Here is a 16,538-nt window from a genome sequence, read left to right on the forward strand (position 1 = left end):
GCAGCCGATCAGTACGGCTGGGCCGGACCGGCCCGGGCCGCGAGGATGGGGGCATGCGAATCGACGTGCTGGGTGCCGTACGGGCCTTCGGCGACGACGGCGCCCCGGCCGCCCTGGGCGGGCCCCGCCACCGCGAGGTCCTGGCCCGGCTCGTCGCCGCCGAGGGACGGATGGTCACTACCGGCACCCTCGTCGACGACCTGTGGGGCGACGAGCCGCCGGCCCGCGCCGTGGGCGCCCTGCGCACGTTCGTCGCCGCGCTGCGCCGGGCCCTCGAACCCGGCCGCACGCCCCGCACCCCGTCGCGCGTCCTGGTCACCGAAGGTCCCGGCTACGCCCTGCGCCTGCCGCGCGAGGACGTGGACGTCCACCGCTTCGAGGACGCCCTGGCCCGCGCCCGGCACACCCCCGGCGCGGTGACCGCACTCGGTGAGGCGCTCACGGCCTGGCGCGGACCCGCCTACGCCGACGTGACCGGCGCCGCGTGGGCGGAGCGCGAGCGCGTACGGCTGGAGGAGCTGCGGGCGGAGGCGGTGGAACTGCACGCCCGCGCCCTCCTCGACCACGGCGAGGGCGCCGGCCTCGTCGCCGAGCTGGGCGACCATGCCGCCGCGCACCCGTGGCGCGAGCCCGCCTGGACGCTCCTCGCCCGCGCCCTGCACCGCGCGGGCCGCCGGGCCGACGCCCTGGACACCCTGCGCCGCGCCCGCGTGATGCTCGCCGACCGGCTCGGACTCGACCCCGGCGACGAGCTCCGGCGCCTGGAGACGGACATCCTGGGCGGGGCCGCCCCGTCCGGCGCCACCGCCACCACCTGGACCGGCCCCGGCGTGCGGCTCGGCCCGCGCACCACCGTGGACCTGGCCCGCACCCTCGCCCTGGCGGGCGGCGACGCGCTGGTCCGCGCCCGGCACGACCGCCTCGCCGCCGTCCGCGCGGCGGAACGCACCGGTGACCTCACCCTCACCGCGCGGATCATCGGCGCCTACGACGTGCCCGCCCTGTGGAGCCGGGCCGACGACCCCGCGCAGTCCCGGGAGGTCGTCGCGGCCGCCGAGCGCATCCTTGCCGCGCTCGGCCCCGACGGCCCCGCCGACCTGACGGCCCGCCTCCTGGCCACGGTCGCGGTCGAGAGCCGCAGCGCCGACGTGTCCGGGCCGCAGCGGCAACGCGCGCGGGACGCGGCACGGCGGGCCGAGGCGCTGGCCCGTGACCTGGGCGACCCCGCCCTGCTGGTGTTCGCCCTCAACGGCGTGTTCCTGCAGTCCTTCACCCGCCCCGGAGGCGCGGCGGAACGCGACGGTGTCGGCGCCGAGATCCTCGACCTGTCCACCCGGCACGGGCTGCCGGCCTTCGCCGTGCTCGGCCGGCTCGTACGGCTGCAGTCCGCCTCCGCCCTCGGCGACCTGGACGCCGCGCTCGCGCACGCCGAGGAAGCCGAACGGCTCGCCGCCACCACCGAGGCGCCCCTCGTGCCCGTCCTCACCCGCTGGTACCGGGCCCGGGCCGCGGCCACCCGCAGCACCGAGCCGGGCGGACCGTCCGCCGCCACGGTCGCCGCGCGGTACCGGGACGCCGACGAGGTCCTGCGGACGGCCGGGATGCCGGGGCTGCACCGCGGCCTGCTCCCGCTCGCCCTGCTGGGCCTGCGCCTGCTGCACGGCCGGCCCGCGCCCGCCGACCCCCGCCTCGACTGGGGCCCGTACCGCCCCTGGGCGGAGCCCCTGCTCCTCCTCGACGCGGGCCGCGCCGACGAGGCCCGCGCCGCCCTCGCCGCGGCGCCCGCCCCACCGCCCGACCACCTCCAGGAAGCCCTGTGGTGCCTCACCGCCCGCGCCGCCGCCCGCCTGGGCGAGCGCACCACCGCGGCCCGCGTCGCCGAGGCCCTCGCGCACGCCCGCCCCGAACAGGCGGGCGGCGCCTCCGGTCTGCTCACCCTCGGCCCGGTGACGTCCTACCTGGCCGAGGCGCGGGACTGCGCGGGGCCACCAGCCTGACCCGCTCCACGACCGTTCACCCGACGGGAGTGTGGCCGGCCTGGCCCACGTCAGGGCGTACGTGTGGCCCGGACGGACTCCAGCACCGAGGTCAGGAAGCGGCGCACCGTGGCCAGTTCGCCCGCGTCGAAGTCGTCCGAGGCCGCCACCACCTCGTCGATCACCGGGCCGAAGAACGCCCACCCGAGCCGGGTGGCCTTCTCCTCCACCTCCAGCAGCACGCGCCGGCGATCGACGGTGTCCCTGCTGCGCCGGACCAGTTCCAGCCGCTCCAGACGGTCCACCAGCGCCGTGGTCCCCGCCGAGTTGAGGCGCAGCTGCTCGCCGAGCCGGCCGGGCGTGGCCCGGGTGCCGGACCGTGCCGCGTCCAGCAGGTGGATCAGCGCGCGCACATCGGTGGGATGCAGACCGTGGCGCGCGGCGAACTCGGCCCCCAGCAGGTCGAACTCCACGGTCACCGCCCGCAGCAGATGCACCAGTTCCATGGCCGGACCCCGCTCGTCCATGCGCACTCCCTCGAAACCGTCCTATTATCTCGCTGAACGAGAGTATCGCCGAGCGAGGGGTGTCTCCGTGTCCGTCCAGTCCGCACCGTCTTCGGCCTTCGACCGCGCCTACGAGGAACTCCGCGCCCGCTGGCCCGAGTCCACCGAGGAACGCGACGTGGAGACCCCCTACGGGCCCACCCGGGTCCACGTCCACGGTCCGGCGGGCGGCAGTCCTCTGGTGCTGCTGCCGGGCGGCTCCGCCACCGGCCTGGTCTGGTTCGCCAACGCCCCGGCCCTCGGCCGCCGCCACCGGCTGTACGCGGTGGACCTGCTGGGTGATGCCGGCCGCACCGAACGCCGGGGTACTCCCCTGAAGGGCGCCGACGACCTGACGGCCTGGCTGGACGCGCTGCTCGACGGGCTGGGGCTGGCCCGCGCGCACCTGTGCGGTCACTCCTACGGTGCCTGGCTGGCCGCCACGTACGCGGTGCGCGCGCCGCAGCGGGTCGACCGGCTCGCCCTCGTGGACCCCACCCAGGTGTTCGCCGGGTTCCGGCCCGGCTACCTGCTGCGCGCACTGCCCTCACTGATCCGCCCGACCGAGGCCCGGGCCCGCGCGTTCCTGTCCTGGGAAACGGCGGGCCACCACCCGGACGAGACCTGGCAGCGCCTCTATGCGCTGGCCACCACCGTCCCCGGCCGCAAGCTGATCGCCGGCCGCCGCCCCCGGACCGCCGGCCTCACCATGCCGGTCCTTGTCCTGCTCGCCGAGAACAGCCGCGCACACCGCGCCGCCAAGGTGGCGGACACGGCCCGCCGGGCCCTGCCTCGGGGCGAGGTGACGGTCCTCCCCGGAGCCACCCACCACTCGCTTCCCCTCGCCGGCCCGGAGGAGCTGGACGACCAGCTGACGCGCTTCCTGGGGGAAAATAATACAATTGGGCTATAAAGGGACACGTAGTCCTCTGGAGGAGGTATCTCCGATGGCCGAGAACACCGGTGTAAGGCACGGTGGCGCTCCCGCTGATCGTGGCAGGACGACGGTCGCCGACGTGGTGGTGGCGAAGATCGCGGGAATGGCGGCACGGGACGTGCCCGGGGTCCATGACCTGGGCAGTGGTTTCGCCCGTTCCATGGGATCCGTGAGGGAGCGGATGCCCGGTGCCGGCAGCGGCAAGTCCGTCACCCGCGGGGTCGACGTCGAGGTGGGAGAACTGCAGGCGGCCGTCGAACTGGGGATCGTGGTCGAGTACGGCTTCTCGATCACGGACGTCGCCGGTGAGGTAAGGGAAAGTGTGATCTCCGCGGTGGAGCGGATGGCGGGCAGGGAAGTCGTCGAAGTCAACATCACGGTCGGCGACGTGAAGCTCCCTGACGAGGAGGACGAAGGCGAGGACCAGCAGCGGATCCGGTAGCGGGGGCGCAAGGGGCCGAGTGGGCGAAGGGACGCGTGATGAGCAGGGCCGAGGTGGGTCTGATGGCCGGAATCGCGCTGGGCTTCGCCGCGTATTTCGGTAACGGCTGGGCATTTCTGCTGGTGCTCGCGCTGGGCATCGCCGGTCTCGTGATCGGGCGGTTCACGCAAGGTGATCTCGGGCCGGGCGACTTCGTCCGCCGCCGGGACCGGCAGGAATGGATCCGCGACGACCGCCGACGGGCTCGGGTTCGCGGGGACCGGATGCGGTGACCGGCGAAGCGGAGCGACGTCCGGGCATCGGCCGCCGAGAGCACGCAGCGACCACGGTCACCGCCGCCGGATGAGAGCCTCGGGCCGGCCTCCCGTCGGGACCGGGCCTGGTCGGAGGGAGGGAGAGAGGGGGGCCGCCATGGTCCTCTTCCTGGCGCTGCTCGTCGCCGGAATCGCTCTGATCGTCATCGGCACGACCGTCGGCGGAGCGCTTCCTTTGATGTCCGTCGGCGTGCCGCTCCTCCTCGCCGCTCTGCTCTACCTGGCAGCCCGCTCCCTGTGGCGCTCCCCTCGGCGCCACACCCGTTGAGGCCGCGCTCCTCCCGGCCTCGTCTCACGGAGCAGGCGGTCGAAGCCCGTGTCCGTGAGCAGGCGTTCGGTCTGCGCGGAGGGGTGGTGCAGCCGCAGGGTCGCGTGGTCGCGGGCCGCGTGCCGTGACGCGTCGAGGAAGACGCGCAGGCCGCTCCCGTCACAGCGGTCGACGGTGGTCAGATCGACGTCGATGACGGTGATGCCGTCGTGCAGACACCGCTCCAGAGCGGTGCGCACCTTGGGCGCGGTGGCGGGGTCGATCACACCGGCCAGGGTGACCAGCGCCCTCCCGCCCCGGTCGTGCCGGTAGATGGTCAGCCGCGGATGAGTCATGACGCCTCGATTCAGATGGTCGGGTCCTTGTCCTCGGACGCCTCGGTCCGCGCGCCTTCCGGCACGGCGTCCAAGGCGGTCACCTCGGCTACCGCGACCAGCCGGCTCGGTGGCTCTGGCGTACCGGCCTGCCGTGGTACGGCCGCGGACACCGCGGAGGCGCCGCCCTCGTACTCCCACGCCTCGTCCGGGTCCAGCGCCCGGTCGGTGGCGGAGACGGCGGGCCGGGCCGCGTCTGCGGCGATCAGCGCGCTCGCGGTCAGAGGCGGGCCGTCGGGGCGGGACGCGGCCGCCATCAGGCGGGCCGCCGACGTCGCCCCGGTCCCGGGCGGGACGACCAGGAGATCCCAGCGCCCGGTGCCGTACGAGAGCAGGAGGAGCTTGTGCGGGTCGATCTCCGGGGTGAACCAGCCGGCCTTGACGATGTGTCCGTCCACGGGGATCTTGCGGGGGACGACCGGCCAGTGCTCGGGGTTGACGGCGATACGGGTGATGCGGCCCCACAGGGGGTCCAACACCTCCATGAGCGCCGTCAGTTCGCCCGCCAAGTCCCGGGACCGGGGCCACCAGGCTCCGTCCAGGAGCCCGCGGGGGGCGCCGTCGGTCTTCAGGGCCACCCGCGCGTCCGGGGCTGCGACCGGTTCGGGGTGCGGCAAGGTGGGGTGCGAGGTCGCCGACATGATGCGGACCCGTCTCCGGGCCGCCTCTGCGGCGGGCCGGGTTTCGTCTCTCACCGGGGACGACCCGGCGTGGAAGCCGGTGTGCGAGATGCCCTCGGTACTCCCCACGCTACTCCGCGTTTCCCTGCGGCGAGGAGCGGCGGCCGGACGGATGTGGCCTTCCTGCCGCGCGACGGCGTCGGACGGGGGCCCGGGGCACGCCGGGTGGCGTCACTTCAGGGCCCGCGCCCGCCCGCTCCCGCGACAATCCCGTGTGTGCCGCACACCCGCTGCTGGCCCTGACGGATGCGCGTCCGTCCTGCTCCGGGAGGCTTCCAGTCGCGCGTGAGCTGCCATGAGCGTTCACCCGAGAGCGGCGCCGCGGGATCGGACAGGCCCAGTCGGTGGGCCAGGACCGGCAGGCCGGTGAAGGCGAAGTGTGCAGCCCCGGCAACCGCCAGCCAGCGTTTCCAGCCGTCCAGGCGGGGCCAGACATCCAGCCAGGCGCTCCCCGGACTCCCGGGACGACCGCACCACGGCCCTGGCGTTCCCGGCTGCGGGCAACAACTTCGAACTGGCCGTCGCGGTCGCCGTCGCCACCTTCGGCGTCACCTCCGGCCAGGCCCTGTCCGGGGTCGTCGGCCCGCTCATCGAGGTGCCCGTGTTGATCGGCCTGGTCCATGTCGCGCTCGCCCGGCGACGGAAGTTCGCCGCCGACACGGTGACGACGGCACCGTGACCCAGTAAGCGATCGTGGTGGTGGTCGGCGGCGGGCAGCCAGGGCTCGCCGCCGGCCACCTCCTGCGCCGCCGGGGCCCGCACTTCGTGGCCCGGCTCGCACGGCTGCCGGAGACCGGATGCCGGGCCCGCCGCCGTAGCCGCGGCGACGCGGGCGGCGGTCAGGCGCGCAGGTCGAGCATCGTGGCCATGGCCGCCACCACGGACGGGGCGACCTGGTAATAGACCCAGGTGCCACGCCGCTCGGAGGTCAGCAGACCGGCCTCGCGCAGCTTCTTCAGGTGGTGGGACACGGTCGGCTGGGACACGCCGACGTCGGCGATGTCGCACACGCACGCCTCCCCGCCCGGATGCGAGGCGATCTTGGAGAACAGGCGCAGGCGCACCGGGTCCGACAGCGCCTTGAACATGGCGGCCATCTTCTCCGCGTCCGCCTGGGACAGCTCCCCGGCGGTGATCGGCGGGCAGCACGGCACGGCGTCACCGTCCTGCACGACGGGGAGTTCCGCGACCTTCGATTTCGACATGCGTCTATGTTGACACTCGTCGATACGGGTGGCAAGCTCCGAGGCGTGGACGGACATCGACAGATGTCGAAGCAAGGAGTCGTTGTGGCCACCGCCCTCCGTTCCGCGCCCACCGCCGCTCGAGCCCGTCGCACGCCCGCCACCCGGCCCCTCAAGGAGACCGAGCATCATGAGCACCCAGCAGCTCCCTGTCGTCGTCGTCGGAGCCGGCCCCGTCGGGCTCGCCGCCGCCGCCCACCTCGTCGAGCGCGGCATCGAGCCCGTCGTGCTGGAGGCGGGCAGCCGTGCCGGTGCGGCCGTGCGTGAATGGAGTCACGTGCGCCTGTTCTCCACGTGGGGCGAGGTCGTCGACCCGGCCGCCGAGAAGCTCCTCGCCCCCACCGGCTGGACGCGCCCCGACCCGGCGACGTATCCGTCCGGCGGGGACTGGGCGGAGCGTTATCTGCAGCCCCTCGCGGACGCCCTCGGCGACCGGGTCCGCACCGGGGTCACCGTCACCGGTGTCTCCCGCGCCGGCCGTGACCGGATCGTCGACGCCGACCGGGACCAGCAGCCTTTCGTCGTGCACGTCGAGGACGCCGGTGGGCATGAGGAGCGCATCCTCGCCCGCGCCGTGATCGACGCATCCGGCACCTGGACCACCCCGTCCCCGGCCGGCGGCAGCGGCCTGCCCGCACTCGGCGAGAAGGCGGCGGCCGGCCGGATCACCTACCGCGTGCCGGACCTGAAGAACCCGGCCGTCCGCACCCGGTACGCGGGCAGGCGCACGGCCGTCATCGGCTCGGGTGCCTCCGCCTTCACCGCACTCGCGTACCTCGCCGAGCTGGCCGAGTCCGAGGAGGGCGCGAGCACGCACGCGGTGTGGATCCTGCGCCGCGGCATCTCCGGCTCCACCTTCGGCGGCGGCACCGCCGACCAACTGCCCGCGCGCGGCGCCCTCGGCCTCGCCGCGAAGGCCGCCGTCGACAAGGGGCACGCGGACGCGGTCACCGGCTTCCGCACCGAGGTGATCGAACGCGCCGCCGACGGCCGCCTCGTCCTGGTGGGCGAGGACGGGCGCCGCCTCGACCCGGTGGACGAGGTGATCGTACTGACCGGCTTCCGCCCCGACCTGTCCTTCCTGGACGAACTGCGCCTGGGCCTGGACGAGCGTCTTCGGGCCCCGGTGGAACTGGCCCCGCTGATCGACCCGAACCAGCACTCCTGCGGCACCGTCTACCCGCACGGTCACCGTGAGCTCTCCCACCCCGAGCAGGGCGTCTACCTGGTCGGCATGAAGTCCTACGGCCGCGCCCCCACCTTTCTGGCCATGACCGGGTACGAGCAGGTCCGCTCCGTCGTCGCCGCGATCGCCGGGGACGTCGACTCCGCCGACCGCGTGGAACTCACCCTCCCCGAGACCGGAGTCTGCGGCGGCGCGGGCCTGTTCGACACTCCCGCCACCCGGCGGACCGACGGTGGCGGATGCTGCGCGGCCCCGGAACCGCAGCTCGTGCAGCTCGTCTCGCCCACGACGGTGGGCGCGGATGCCGATGCGGCACCGGCGGGCGGCTGCTGCGGCTCGCGACCGGGCTCACCACTCGCGACAGCGGGGCCGCGACCGGAACAGGGGACCGGTCGCGGCCCCGCTGTCGCCCTGCCCGCGTGTGCCTGACGCCCCGCTCAGGGCCAGACCAGGCAATAAGGCTGATGCCCCGCCTCGTGCAGCCGGTGTGAGAAGTCCTGCCACTCGTGGAGCGAGTGGGTGGGGTGGGGGGCTGACCTGGGGCTTCTTGGCCATATGTGCGTTGAGTTCCCGCCGGTCGGAGTCACGCTGCCCCGGGCCAGGCCCGACGGTGGGTCGAAGACCGTGCGCCTGCTCTTCGTCGACGAGGACGGGGCCTGCAGCCGCAGTGTCTTCACCATGGGTTCCTGGGAACTCGCCCTGGCCGCCGCCGGTGTGATCCCTCCACGCGAGCGCGGGGCCCCATGCAGTCGGTGGCTGAAGCCCCGCGCCCCGTGCGGCGGCGGGCGGAAGGTCACCTCGGCCCGTGCGCGTGCCGGTTCGACCGTCGACGCACGCTGAAGACACAGGCCAGGACGCCGAGGCCCCAGGCGATCAGCAGGGCACCCCACAGGGGCATGGTCACCATCGGAACGAAAAGGCGGATCTCGACACTCGTCCGGTTCTCGAAGATGAAGACCAGAGCGATCGCGGTGATGAGAGCGAACGGCATGAGGCGGCGGACGCCGGGGCGGGAGAAGAACGGCGTGTGCGCCTTGTCCGTGCTGGTCCGAGTCATGAGGTGTCTCTCCCTTGCCTTGCCCCCGCGTCCAGCGTCCTCTTCCGGTACGCGGCGTGCCACCGAAGGGGCCGCGCCGGCTCGGCGGCTCTTCGTCCCCGTTCCGGGTGTGGTCGCACCTTCGACGGCACGGGGGTGCGGTGTCGCGTGCACCACCGCGTGCCCTTCGAGGTCCTGTCCGCGCCACGGCGTCCCGGGCCTCGCCCGAGCGGTCGTCCTGTGTCGTTCCACGACAGGGGCGAACGCGCGGTGGAGGCCCGAGTGCCGATCCTCCCGGGCCCGGACCGTCATCCCGGCGGCCCCTTCGCGCCGTCGACCGGGTTCGCGCGCCGGTGACCGGTCCGTGCGTCCGGTCCCGTGCCCCCGGTCGGAGACGGGCGGCCCAGTGCCAACCGGGCCACACGCGGCCAGTCGGCCGCCGCCCTGCTCGTCCCGGGTGTGCCGGTGCGTCGGCGTGGCACGCGGACCCGCAGTGCCCCGGGCGCGCTGCGGCACACGACGGGGGAGGGGAGGACGACGTGTTCCCCGTCGATGCCGGCCGGGAGGGTGTCCGCGCCGGCCTCGACGACGACTTCGCCGGCGTTCAGCCGGACCAGTCCTCCCGAGCGGGAACCGCGCACCACGCGCGCCGCCTCGGCGGTGTTGCCGACCCGCACGCACACCACGCCGAGCAGCCCCGAGTCCAGCCGCTCCCTGCGTCCCGGACGGGCCGCGTCGACGGCGCGCCCGTAGGGGTTGTTGCTGACGAGCAGCGCCTGGAGCCCGTCGACGTACCTTGCGTCGGCCCGTGCCCGGAGCCTGGGTGCGTTCTCGCCGGCGAGGAGGCCGGGCAGCGTGCGCAGGGTCGTACGTGCCTTGGCGTCCCGGTACGCGGGGTCGGTGACGACGGAGGCGTACGTTCCGAAGGAGGCGTTGTTGACGAAGACGCGGTCCGCGGCGTACCCGAGGTCGACGCGGAGTTCTGCACCGTCGGTCAGGGCCCGCAGGGCCGTGGCCGGATCGTCGCGGTCGAGCCCCAGGTCGAGGGCGAAGTGGTTGCGGGTGCCCGCGGGGATCACCACGAACGGCAGGTCGTGGCGCGACGCGACCTCGGCCACCAGCGCCTGGGTGCCGTCTCCGCCCGCAACCGCCAGCAGGTCGGCCCCCTCGGCGACGGCCCGCCGGGCCAGCTCGGCGACGTCCTGTCCCGCATCGAGCAGGACCACCCGGCAACCCGCCGCCCGGGCCTTCTCCGCCAGCTGGAAACGGCCCACCTTGCCGCCGCCGGAGCGCGGGTTCATGAGGACCCAGGGGGCGCGGGGCGCCGTGACGACAACCTGTCCGGAGGTGGTGCGGCCGGGTGCCAGGGCGGTGCGTGCCGTCATGACGGCCAGTGCCCACAGGGCCAGGGACACCAGGGCCGGCCCCAGCATGCCGGACGCGGCGAACACGACGAGTACGGTGACCGGCGCGGCCAGCGACAGGGCTGCTCCGAGGATGCGGAGCACACCGGTGTGCGCCAGGGCCCTCCACACGCCGACGGCGGCGAGCGCGAGCCCCCCGACACCGACCGGTACCCACAGCACACTCCGCAGACCGGCGGTGACGAGCGGCACCAGAACACTTCCGAGGAGGGCGAGCAGGGCGAGGCGGGCCCGCCCGGCACCGCCCTCGCGTGCCGTCGTGGCACCCGCCTCGCCCGTGATGACCCGGAGGATGGCGAGCAGTCCGACGAGGAAGAGCATCACTGCTCCGAAGACGGTCAGGCCGGTCGCCCGTCCATGCTTCGCGGTGTACGCCGGCCGGGTCTGTGTCGCGGTCATCCTGCGCCTGGTTTCGTGGTGTGACGGGTGCTCAGCGACCGGGTGTGCGGGCGGTGGAGTCCGAGTGCTCCACTGGGCCGTGGACGGCCAGGACCAATTCCTTCGCCCTGCGGAACTCGTCGTCCGTGATGGCTCCCCGGTCGCGGATCTCGGACAGCCTGGCGAGCTCGTCGACGCTGCTGGACCGGTCGTCGGCCGCGGTCTGCCTGATGTAGGCGTTGAACTCGTCCTGCCGCGCACGCGCCTGCGCGATCTCGCGGCGGCCCATGTTCTTGCCGCGGGCGATCACGTAGACGAACACGCCCAGGAAGGGCAGGACGATGCAGAACACCAGCCAGCCGGCCTTCGCCCAGCCGCTCAGCCGGTCGTCGCGGAAGATGTCGCCGATGATCCGGATGAGCAGGACGAACCACATGATCCACAGGAAGAAGACCAGCATGCTCCAGAAGGCGCCCAACAACGGGTAGTCGTACGCCAGGTAGGTCTGTGAGCTCATGTCCGACCTCCGTCCCGGACGCTTTCGCCCGGCTCCGGTCTGTACCGCCCTCAGCGTGCCCACGGCGAGCGCCGGGCGGCCTCACCCGGCGCGGGTGAGTGTGCGCACCGGGTGAGGTTCAGCGCGTCGGGCCGGGCGCCCCGTCCTCGGCGCCCGGCTGCCGCGGACGGCTGTCCCGAGCGGTCGGAAGGTGCGGGGTGACCAGGAAGCTGGCGAGAGCGACGCCGCCGGTGGCCAGGATCGCCGCCTTCAGGCCGTCCAGCTGCGCGGAGGCGTAGGAGTCCACGACCGCGTCGACCTCGGACGGCGGCAGTCCGGTGCGCTCGGCCGCCGAGCGCACCTGATCGGTGGGGACGAAGGTGACTCCCGCCTCGAGGGACACACCGACCTGCGCGCGGGCCTCCTCCGACAGCCGCGGGTCGTCGTCCACCTGTGTGGTGAAGGCGTGGGCCAGCGCGCCGATGAGGATCGACCCGATGAGCGCGGTGCCCAGCGCCGAGCCCAGGTTCTGCGCCGTGAACTGCAGTCCTCCGGCCTCGCTGCGTTCCTCCTCCCCGACGCCGGACTGCACGACGTTGCCCAGCTGCGACGCGAGCAGACCGACGCCCACACCCAGCAGGGCCATGGCTCCGGCGAACTGCGCGTCGTCGATGACCGGGTCGACGGTGGCCAGCAGCCACACGATGGCCGCCGTCAGGATCAGCAGGGCCAGCCGGACCACCCGGCGCGGCCCCAGCACCCGCCCCAGCGAGGACCCGCACAGCGAGGTCACCAGCATGGTGGCGGACACCGGGAGCAGCCGCAGCCCCGTCTGGAAGGCGTCGAACCCCTGCACCACCTGCAGGTACAGCGGGATGGTGAAGAACAGCCCCAGCAGGATGAGGTTCTGGCTCAGCAGGGTCATCAGGCCGGACCGCAGCACGGGCCTGCGCAGCAGGGACAGGTGCACGAGGGGGGCGACGTCCCGGTTCTCCCGCCGTCGCTCCCAGTGCCGGAAGACGGCCAGGACGGCCGCCCCGGCGCCGACGACGAACAGTGTCGGGGCGAACCCCAGGACGGTGAAGGGCGGATTGCGGGGCTGCACCCATCCCCAGGTGCTGCTCTGCAGCACGCCGAGCACGCCCAGCCCCAGTCCGGCCGCCGAGAGCACCGCGCCGACCCCGTCCAGCCGGGGACGGGGGCCGGTCCGGGGGGCCTTCGCGATCACCCGGCGGCACAGCAGGACGGCCACGACGACCACGACCTCGCCGGCGAAGACCAGCCGCCAGGTCAGGTACGTCGTCACCCAGCCGCCCAGCAGCGGGCCGACCGCGATCCCGGCGCCGGCGAGGCCGCCGACGACCGCGTAGGCGACGGCCCGGTCCCGCCCGCGGTACGACTCCGCGACGAGGGCGGCCATGGCCGGCAGCACCATGGCGGCTCCGAGTCCCTCGATGACGGACCAGCCCAGCGTGAGGACCCACAGCGTGGGCGCCACGGCGGTCAGGGCCGAACCCGCGCCGTAGACGACCAGCCCCAGGAGGAACATGCGGCGGCGCCCCAGGATGTCCCCGAACCTGCCGCCGATGAGCATGAACGCCGCCATGACCAGCGCGTACAGGGTGATGACGGCCTGGATGGCGGTGACCTCGGTGTCGAAGTCCTCGACCAGCTGGCTGATGGACACGTTCATGACCGAGGTGTCCAGGACCATGAGGAACTGAGCCGTACCGAGGACGGCCAGAGCCCGCCAGTGCTTCACGCGTCCACCTCACCGGGTCGGCCCGGCACGCCGGTGGCGCCGGCCGGGCGGCGGCCGGCGCACGCCCGCCGCTTCGTCCATCACATCCGAGGTACGCGCCCCGTGCCTCACCCGCCACGGGGGAAGGACCGTGACCCGGGCCGGTTGAACTCCGGGAGAGAGCGGGCGCCGAGCCCTTCCACCCGTACGCGTTCACAGCGGTCCAAGGTGGCACCGCGTCACCCCGCCGGCCCACCGCCGGCTTCCGGTACCCGCTGTTGAGGCGGGTTTTCACCGTGTCACGACACGTAGAGGCCGACGGCGCCGTCCTCCGCCTCCGCTGCGGTCCGAGCCCTCACCAGTGCCGGGCGCACGGACACCGCCGGACCGGTCAGGCTCTCGGCGCGGATGCTGTCGAGCGGGTCGAGGGCAGCCCCGGGACGCCCTGCCGCGAGCTGGACCGCCCGATGGGCTGCGCCGTGTGCGGTATCGAGCAGCGGGGCCACGGCCACCGGCACACCTAAGCGGCCGGCCGGGGCCCCCACGCACACCGGCTGGTCGCCGGAGACCCTTGGAACACCTCGACGGCTTCGTCCGGCCGTCCTTCGGCCAGGTGAGTGGTGGACGCGAACAGCGCTTCATGGCCTGCCCGCCCAGGGGGAGGCCACGACGGTGGGGACGGCCGGGCCCGCCGCCTCGACGGCGGCTCGTGCCGTGCCCCTGACCAGCTGACCAGCAGGAGGCGGGCCGTGGCCAGGGCGCGCCCCGCCGCCGTCACCGGATCACGCGTTCCTGATGGGAGATGGGCCGTCTCGTCGAGGAGCGCCTGTGCCCGGCCCAGCTCATGGCGGTCGACGGCCACGGCGGCCGGGGCCGGCTGCCCGATGCCGGAGCCGGACGGTCGGGGCGGGCCGGCCCGCCCCGCCTCGGACGCCGCCGCCAGGGCCTTGTGCTCCGCCCGGCCGAGCCGGCCGTTCAGGTGGTGGAGCAGGGCCAGGTGTCCCATCGGCTTCTCCCGCGGCAGCGCGGTGGAGGTCCCGCCGGAGTGCCGGTCACGGTGGTCAGGGCGGCGGCGCGTCCTCGAAGCGGCCGGCCCACAGGCGTGCGATCCCAGAGGGGTCAGCAGCGAGGCGGGACCCGGAAGCCCCGCCCGAACACCACGAAATCCCCGCTCAGGGCCACACCAGGCAGTAGGGCTGATGCCCCGCCTCATGCAGCCGGTGCGAGAAGTCCTGCCACTCGTGGAGCGATTGAACGCGGCGGTGCGCTGACCTGGAAATTCTGGGGAAAGTGTGCGTTGACCTGCGAAAACTACCCTTCGGTACTTCTAACGGGTCAACGCCGTTTCCCAGGCTCGTGTGCCCTGGATGTGCCCTCGGGCTGGACCGGCTGGCCCGTGTGCTCGCCGTGGATCGAGGTCCCCGACGACCTTGTGGGGCTGGATGGCTGCGTCGACGGGATCCTGTTGCACCGGCTGCTGCGCCGACAGGACGTGCTGCCCGGCACGAACGCCGATCGACCGCCTCCCGGCCGCCGGACAGGGAGAGGTCAGAGGGCGGCCAGGGCGTTGAGCGCGGCGTCGAGTCGGGCAGTGGCTTCGTCGGCGACGGGCTTGAGGGTGTCCAGACCGGTGAGGGTGACCATGGTGCCCGGGTCGAGAGCCTGGACGAGCATCTGGTCACCGTCGCGGCGTACGACGACGTTGCAGGGAAGCAGTAGGCCGATGGAGCGGTCGGCCTCCAGGGCCCGGTGCGCGAGCGGCGGGTTGCAGGCGCCCAGGATCAGGTAGTCCTCCATGTCGTGGCCGAGCTTCGCCTTGAGGGTGGCCGCCACGTCGATCTCAGTGAGGATGCCGAATCCCTGGTCGGCCAGGGCCTTGCGTACGGCAGTGACGGCGGTGTCGAAGTCGGTGGCGGCCAGGCGAACGGTGCGGTCGTAGGACACGGACACTCCCGGATAGTGCGGAACGATTGATTCCTCTATACCCCGCCGGGTACCCGCAGGGCGCGAGGCGACGCCTTGAGCGGGGTGGTTTGCACGCATGGAATACCCCCCCAGGTATACCTGTTATGGTGGGCGTCAGATACCCCCCGGGGTAAGCCGTCCGAGAGGAGTCGTGAGCCGTGTTCTTCGTTGACACCCTGGAGTTCGAGGGTCTGGGCAACCGCAGCTACCTGGCCGGCGGGCCCCATGCCGCGGTGGTCGTCGACCCGCCGCGCGACATCGACCAGGTCATCGCCGCGGCGGCCCGCCGCGGGGTGCGTATCGCCTTCGTGGCCGAGACCCACGTACACAACGACTACGTCACCGGCGGCCTGGAGCTGGCCCGCGTCACCGGCGCCCAGTACCTGGTTCCGGCCGGGGCACAGGTGTCCTTCGACCGCACCCCTGTCGCCGACGGCGACACCGTGACGGTGGACGAGGGCTTGGTGCTGAGGGCGATCGCCACTCCCGGGCACACCCCGCACCACACCTCCTACGCCCTCGCGGAGGACGGACGCGGTGTGGCGGCGTTCACCGGCGGGTCGCTGCTCATCGGCACCGTCGGTCGCCCCGACCTGGTCGAGCCGCGACTGACCGAGCGACTGGCCCGAGCCCAGTACGCCTCCGCCCACCGCCTGGCCGACGAGTTGGACGACGAGGTGCCGGTGCTGCCCACCCACGGGTTCGGCAGCTTCTGTTCCTCATCCCAGGCCGAGGGGGACGCGACCACGATCGGCAAGGAGCGCGAGACCAACGACGCGCTGACCCTGGACGTGGACACCTTCGTCGCCCGGATGCTCGACGGCCTGGACGATGTGCCCGCCTACTACGCGCACATGGGCCCGGCCAACGCCGCGGGCCCCGCACCGGTCGACCTCACCCCGCCCGCGCGTGCGGACGCGGAGGAGATCGCCTCCAGGCTGGCCGCGGGTGAGTGGGTGGTTGATCTGCGCAGCCGTATGGCCTTCGCCGCGGGGCACGTGGCCGGATCGTTCAACTTCGAGGGCGAGGGCAAGCTCGCCACCTACCTGGCCTGGCTGATCCCGTGGGGCAAGCCGGTCACCCTGCTGGCCGACACCCGGGAGCAGATCGCCGATGCGCAGCGGGAGCTGGCGCGGGTGGGTGTCGACCGTCCGGCCGCCGCCGCCACCGGCGACCCGGCCGGCTGGGTCCGTGAGGGTGAGCAGCTCGCTTCCTTCCCGCGTGCCCGTTTCGCCGATCTCGCCGAGGTCCGTGCGCGCGGCGACGAGATTGTCGTGCTGGATGTGCGCCGGGATTCGGAGCGCGTGGGCGGCTACATCGAGGGCTCGGTCCACATCCCGATCCACGAGCTGCACGGCCGTATCGGCGAGGTGCCGGAGGGGACGGTGTGGGTGCACTGCGCCGGCGGGATGCGCGCGGCGATCGCCGCCTCCCTGCTGGATGCCGCCGGCCGCGAGGTAGTCGCCGTCGACGACGGCTTCGACGCCGCGACGGATGCCGGTCTGTCCCTGGCCTCCGGCTGATTCCGACCG

Annotated in this window: 15 protein-coding genes and 3 pseudogenes; 9 read left to right on the forward strand and 9 right to left on the reverse strand. The window is 73.6% G+C overall.

The window, feature by feature from the left end; translation table 11 throughout:
• Nucleotides 1-53 precede the first annotated feature (53 nt).
• Entirely contained in the window at nt 54-1,997 is a 1,944-nt protein-coding gene (locus tag B100_RS0103045; RefSeq protein WP_024883000.1) for an AfsR/SARP family transcriptional regulator, read from the forward strand.
• Between the two features lie 50 nt (nt 1,998-2,047).
• Here the strand turns inward: B100_RS0103045 and B100_RS0103050 are convergent, their stop codons facing one another.
• On the reverse strand, nt 2,048-2,503 hold the full coding sequence (locus B100_RS0103050) for a MarR family transcriptional regulator (RefSeq protein ID WP_024883001.1): 456 nt from the start codon (nt 2,501-2,503) through the stop codon (nt 2,048-2,050).
• A gap of 67 nt (nt 2,504-2,570) precedes the next feature.
• Between B100_RS0103050 and B100_RS0103055 the strand changes: the two genes are divergently transcribed.
• The 4 genes from B100_RS0103055 (at nt 2,571) to B100_RS37180 (ending at nt 4,482) form a co-directional block, all read left to right on the forward strand.
• Nucleotides 2,571-3,434: an alpha/beta fold hydrolase gene (locus B100_RS0103055; protein ID WP_024883002.1), complete on the forward strand. Its 864-nt coding sequence runs from the start codon at nt 2,571-2,573 to the stop codon at nt 3,432-3,434.
• Between the two features lie 34 nt (nt 3,435-3,468).
• Nucleotides 3,469-3,900: an Asp23/Gls24 family envelope stress response protein gene (locus tag B100_RS0103060; RefSeq protein ID WP_024883003.1), complete on the forward strand. Its 432-nt coding sequence runs from the start codon at nt 3,469-3,471 to the stop codon at nt 3,898-3,900.
• A gap of 38 nt (nt 3,901-3,938) precedes the next feature.
• Nucleotides 3,939-4,172, forward strand: coding sequence for a hypothetical protein (locus tag B100_RS0103065; RefSeq protein WP_024883004.1), 234 nt, complete (start codon nt 3,939-3,941; stop codon nt 4,170-4,172).
• Nucleotides 4,173-4,311: 139 nt separating this feature from the next.
• The gene (locus tag B100_RS37180; RefSeq protein WP_199785205.1) at nt 4,312-4,482 is read left to right on the forward strand and encodes a hypothetical protein; all 171 of its coding nucleotides are present in this window, start codon (nt 4,312-4,314) and stop codon (nt 4,480-4,482) included.
• Here the strand turns inward: B100_RS37180 and B100_RS0103075 are convergent.
• Both B100_RS0103075 and B100_RS0103080 read right to left on the reverse strand, forming a co-directional pair.
• The gene (locus B100_RS0103075; protein ID WP_024883005.1) at nt 4,431-4,817 is read right to left on the reverse strand and encodes an STAS domain-containing protein; all 387 of its coding nucleotides are present in this window, start codon (nt 4,815-4,817) and stop codon (nt 4,431-4,433) included. The genes B100_RS37180 and B100_RS0103075 overlap by 52 nt on opposite strands.
• A 95-nt stretch (nt 4,818-4,912) precedes the next feature.
• Nucleotides 4,913-5,605: pseudogene (locus B100_RS0103080) on the reverse strand (DUF5994 family protein); the annotation flags it as partial.
• 397 nt (nt 5,606-6,002) lie between these two features.
• Here B100_RS0103080 and B100_RS0103085 point away from each other — a divergent pair.
• Nucleotides 6,003-6,215 (forward strand): annotated as a pseudogene (locus B100_RS0103085) (arsenic resistance protein); the annotation flags it as partial.
• 160 nt (nt 6,216-6,375) lie between these two features.
• Here the strand turns inward: B100_RS0103085 and B100_RS0103090 are convergent.
• Complete coding sequence (locus B100_RS0103090; protein ID WP_024883008.1) at nt 6,376-6,741, reverse strand: metalloregulator ArsR/SmtB family transcription factor; 366 nt, start codon at nt 6,739-6,741, stop codon at nt 6,376-6,378.
• A gap of 169 nt (nt 6,742-6,910) precedes the next feature.
• On the opposite strand from B100_RS0103090, the gene B100_RS0103095 reads away from it, so the two are divergent.
• Nucleotides 6,911-8,395 carry an NAD(P)-binding domain-containing protein gene (locus B100_RS0103095; protein WP_024883009.1) on the forward strand — a complete coding sequence of 495 codons (1,485 nt, stop codon included), beginning with the start codon at nt 6,911-6,913 and terminating at the stop codon, nt 8,393-8,395.
• Nucleotides 8,396-8,509: 114 nt separating this feature from the next.
• A pseudogene (locus B100_RS37455) lies at nt 8,510-8,707 on the forward strand (site-specific integrase); the annotation flags it as partial.
• A 52-nt stretch (nt 8,708-8,759) separates the two neighbouring features.
• On the opposite strand, the gene B100_RS0103100 reads toward B100_RS37455, so the two are convergent.
• The 5 genes from B100_RS0103100 to B100_RS0103130 form a co-directional block, all read right to left on the reverse strand.
• On the reverse strand, nt 8,760-9,023 hold the full coding sequence (locus tag B100_RS0103100; RefSeq protein ID WP_024883010.1) for a hypothetical protein: 264 nt from the start codon (nt 9,021-9,023) through the stop codon (nt 8,760-8,762).
• A gap of 287 nt (nt 9,024-9,310) precedes the next feature.
• A complete protein-coding gene (locus tag B100_RS0103105) occupies nt 9,311-10,825 on the reverse strand; it encodes a diacylglycerol kinase family protein (RefSeq protein WP_024883011.1) in 1,515 nt (504 codons plus the stop codon).
• Nucleotides 10,826-10,856: 31 nt separating this feature from the next.
• Nucleotides 10,857-11,321 (reverse strand): SHOCT domain-containing protein, encoded by a 465-nt coding sequence (locus B100_RS0103110; RefSeq protein WP_024883012.1) that lies wholly within the window; start codon nt 11,319-11,321, stop codon nt 10,857-10,859.
• Between the two features lie 118 nt (nt 11,322-11,439).
• On the reverse strand, nt 11,440-13,062 hold the full coding sequence (locus B100_RS0103115; protein ID WP_024883013.1) for an MFS transporter: 1,623 nt from the start codon (nt 13,060-13,062) through the stop codon (nt 11,440-11,442).
• 1,527 nt (nt 13,063-14,589) lie between these two features.
• A complete protein-coding gene (locus B100_RS0103130) occupies nt 14,590-14,985 on the reverse strand; it encodes a DUF302 domain-containing protein (protein WP_024883016.1) in 396 nt (131 codons plus the stop codon).
• Nucleotides 14,986-15,164: 179 nt separating this feature from the next.
• Here B100_RS0103130 and B100_RS0103135 point away from each other — a divergent pair, with 179 nt between their 5' ends.
• Nucleotides 15,165-16,529 (forward strand): MBL fold metallo-hydrolase, encoded by a 1,365-nt coding sequence (locus tag B100_RS0103135; RefSeq protein ID WP_024883017.1) that lies wholly within the window; start codon nt 15,165-15,167, stop codon nt 16,527-16,529.
• The last annotated feature ends 9 nt before the right edge of the window (nt 16,530-16,538 follow it).

Source organism: Streptomyces sp. CNH189 (genome assembly GCF_000527195.1).

What these genes read in the sequence shown, in the direction of transcription:
- B100_RS0103090 (WP_024883008.1), bottom strand. Translation starts at nt 6,741, where the DNA reads ATGTCGAAATCGAAGGTCGCGGAACTCCCCGTCGTGCAGGACGGTGAC.
- B100_RS0103110 (WP_024883012.1), bottom strand. Translation starts at nt 11,321, where the DNA reads ATGAGCTCACAGACCTACCTGGCGTACGACTACCCGTTGTTGGGCGCC.
- B100_RS0103045 (WP_024883000.1), top strand. Translation starts at nt 54, where the DNA reads ATGCGAATCGACGTGCTGGGTGCCGTACGGGCCTTCGGCGACGACGGC.
- B100_RS0103095 (WP_024883009.1), top strand. Translation starts at nt 6,911, where the DNA reads ATGAGCACCCAGCAGCTCCCTGTCGTCGTCGTCGGAGCCGGCCCCGTC.
- B100_RS0103105 (WP_024883011.1), bottom strand. Translation starts at nt 10,825, where the DNA reads ATGACCGCGACACAGACCCGGCCGGCGTACACCGCGAAGCATGGACGG.
- B100_RS0103060 (WP_024883003.1), top strand. Translation starts at nt 3,469, where the DNA reads ATGGCCGAGAACACCGGTGTAAGGCACGGTGGCGCTCCCGCTGATCGT.
- B100_RS0103050 (WP_024883001.1), bottom strand. Translation starts at nt 2,503, where the DNA reads ATGGACGAGCGGGGTCCGGCCATGGAACTGGTGCATCTGCTGCGGGCG.
- B100_RS0103100 (WP_024883010.1), bottom strand. Translation starts at nt 9,023, where the DNA reads ATGACTCGGACCAGCACGGACAAGGCGCACACGCCGTTCTTCTCCCGC.
- B100_RS37180 (WP_199785205.1), top strand. Translation starts at nt 4,312, where the DNA reads ATGGTCCTCTTCCTGGCGCTGCTCGTCGCCGGAATCGCTCTGATCGTC.
- B100_RS0103075 (WP_024883005.1), bottom strand. Translation starts at nt 4,817, where the DNA reads ATGACTCATCCGCGGCTGACCATCTACCGGCACGACCGGGGCGGGAGG.
- B100_RS0103065 (WP_024883004.1), top strand. Translation starts at nt 3,939, where the DNA reads ATGAGCAGGGCCGAGGTGGGTCTGATGGCCGGAATCGCGCTGGGCTTC.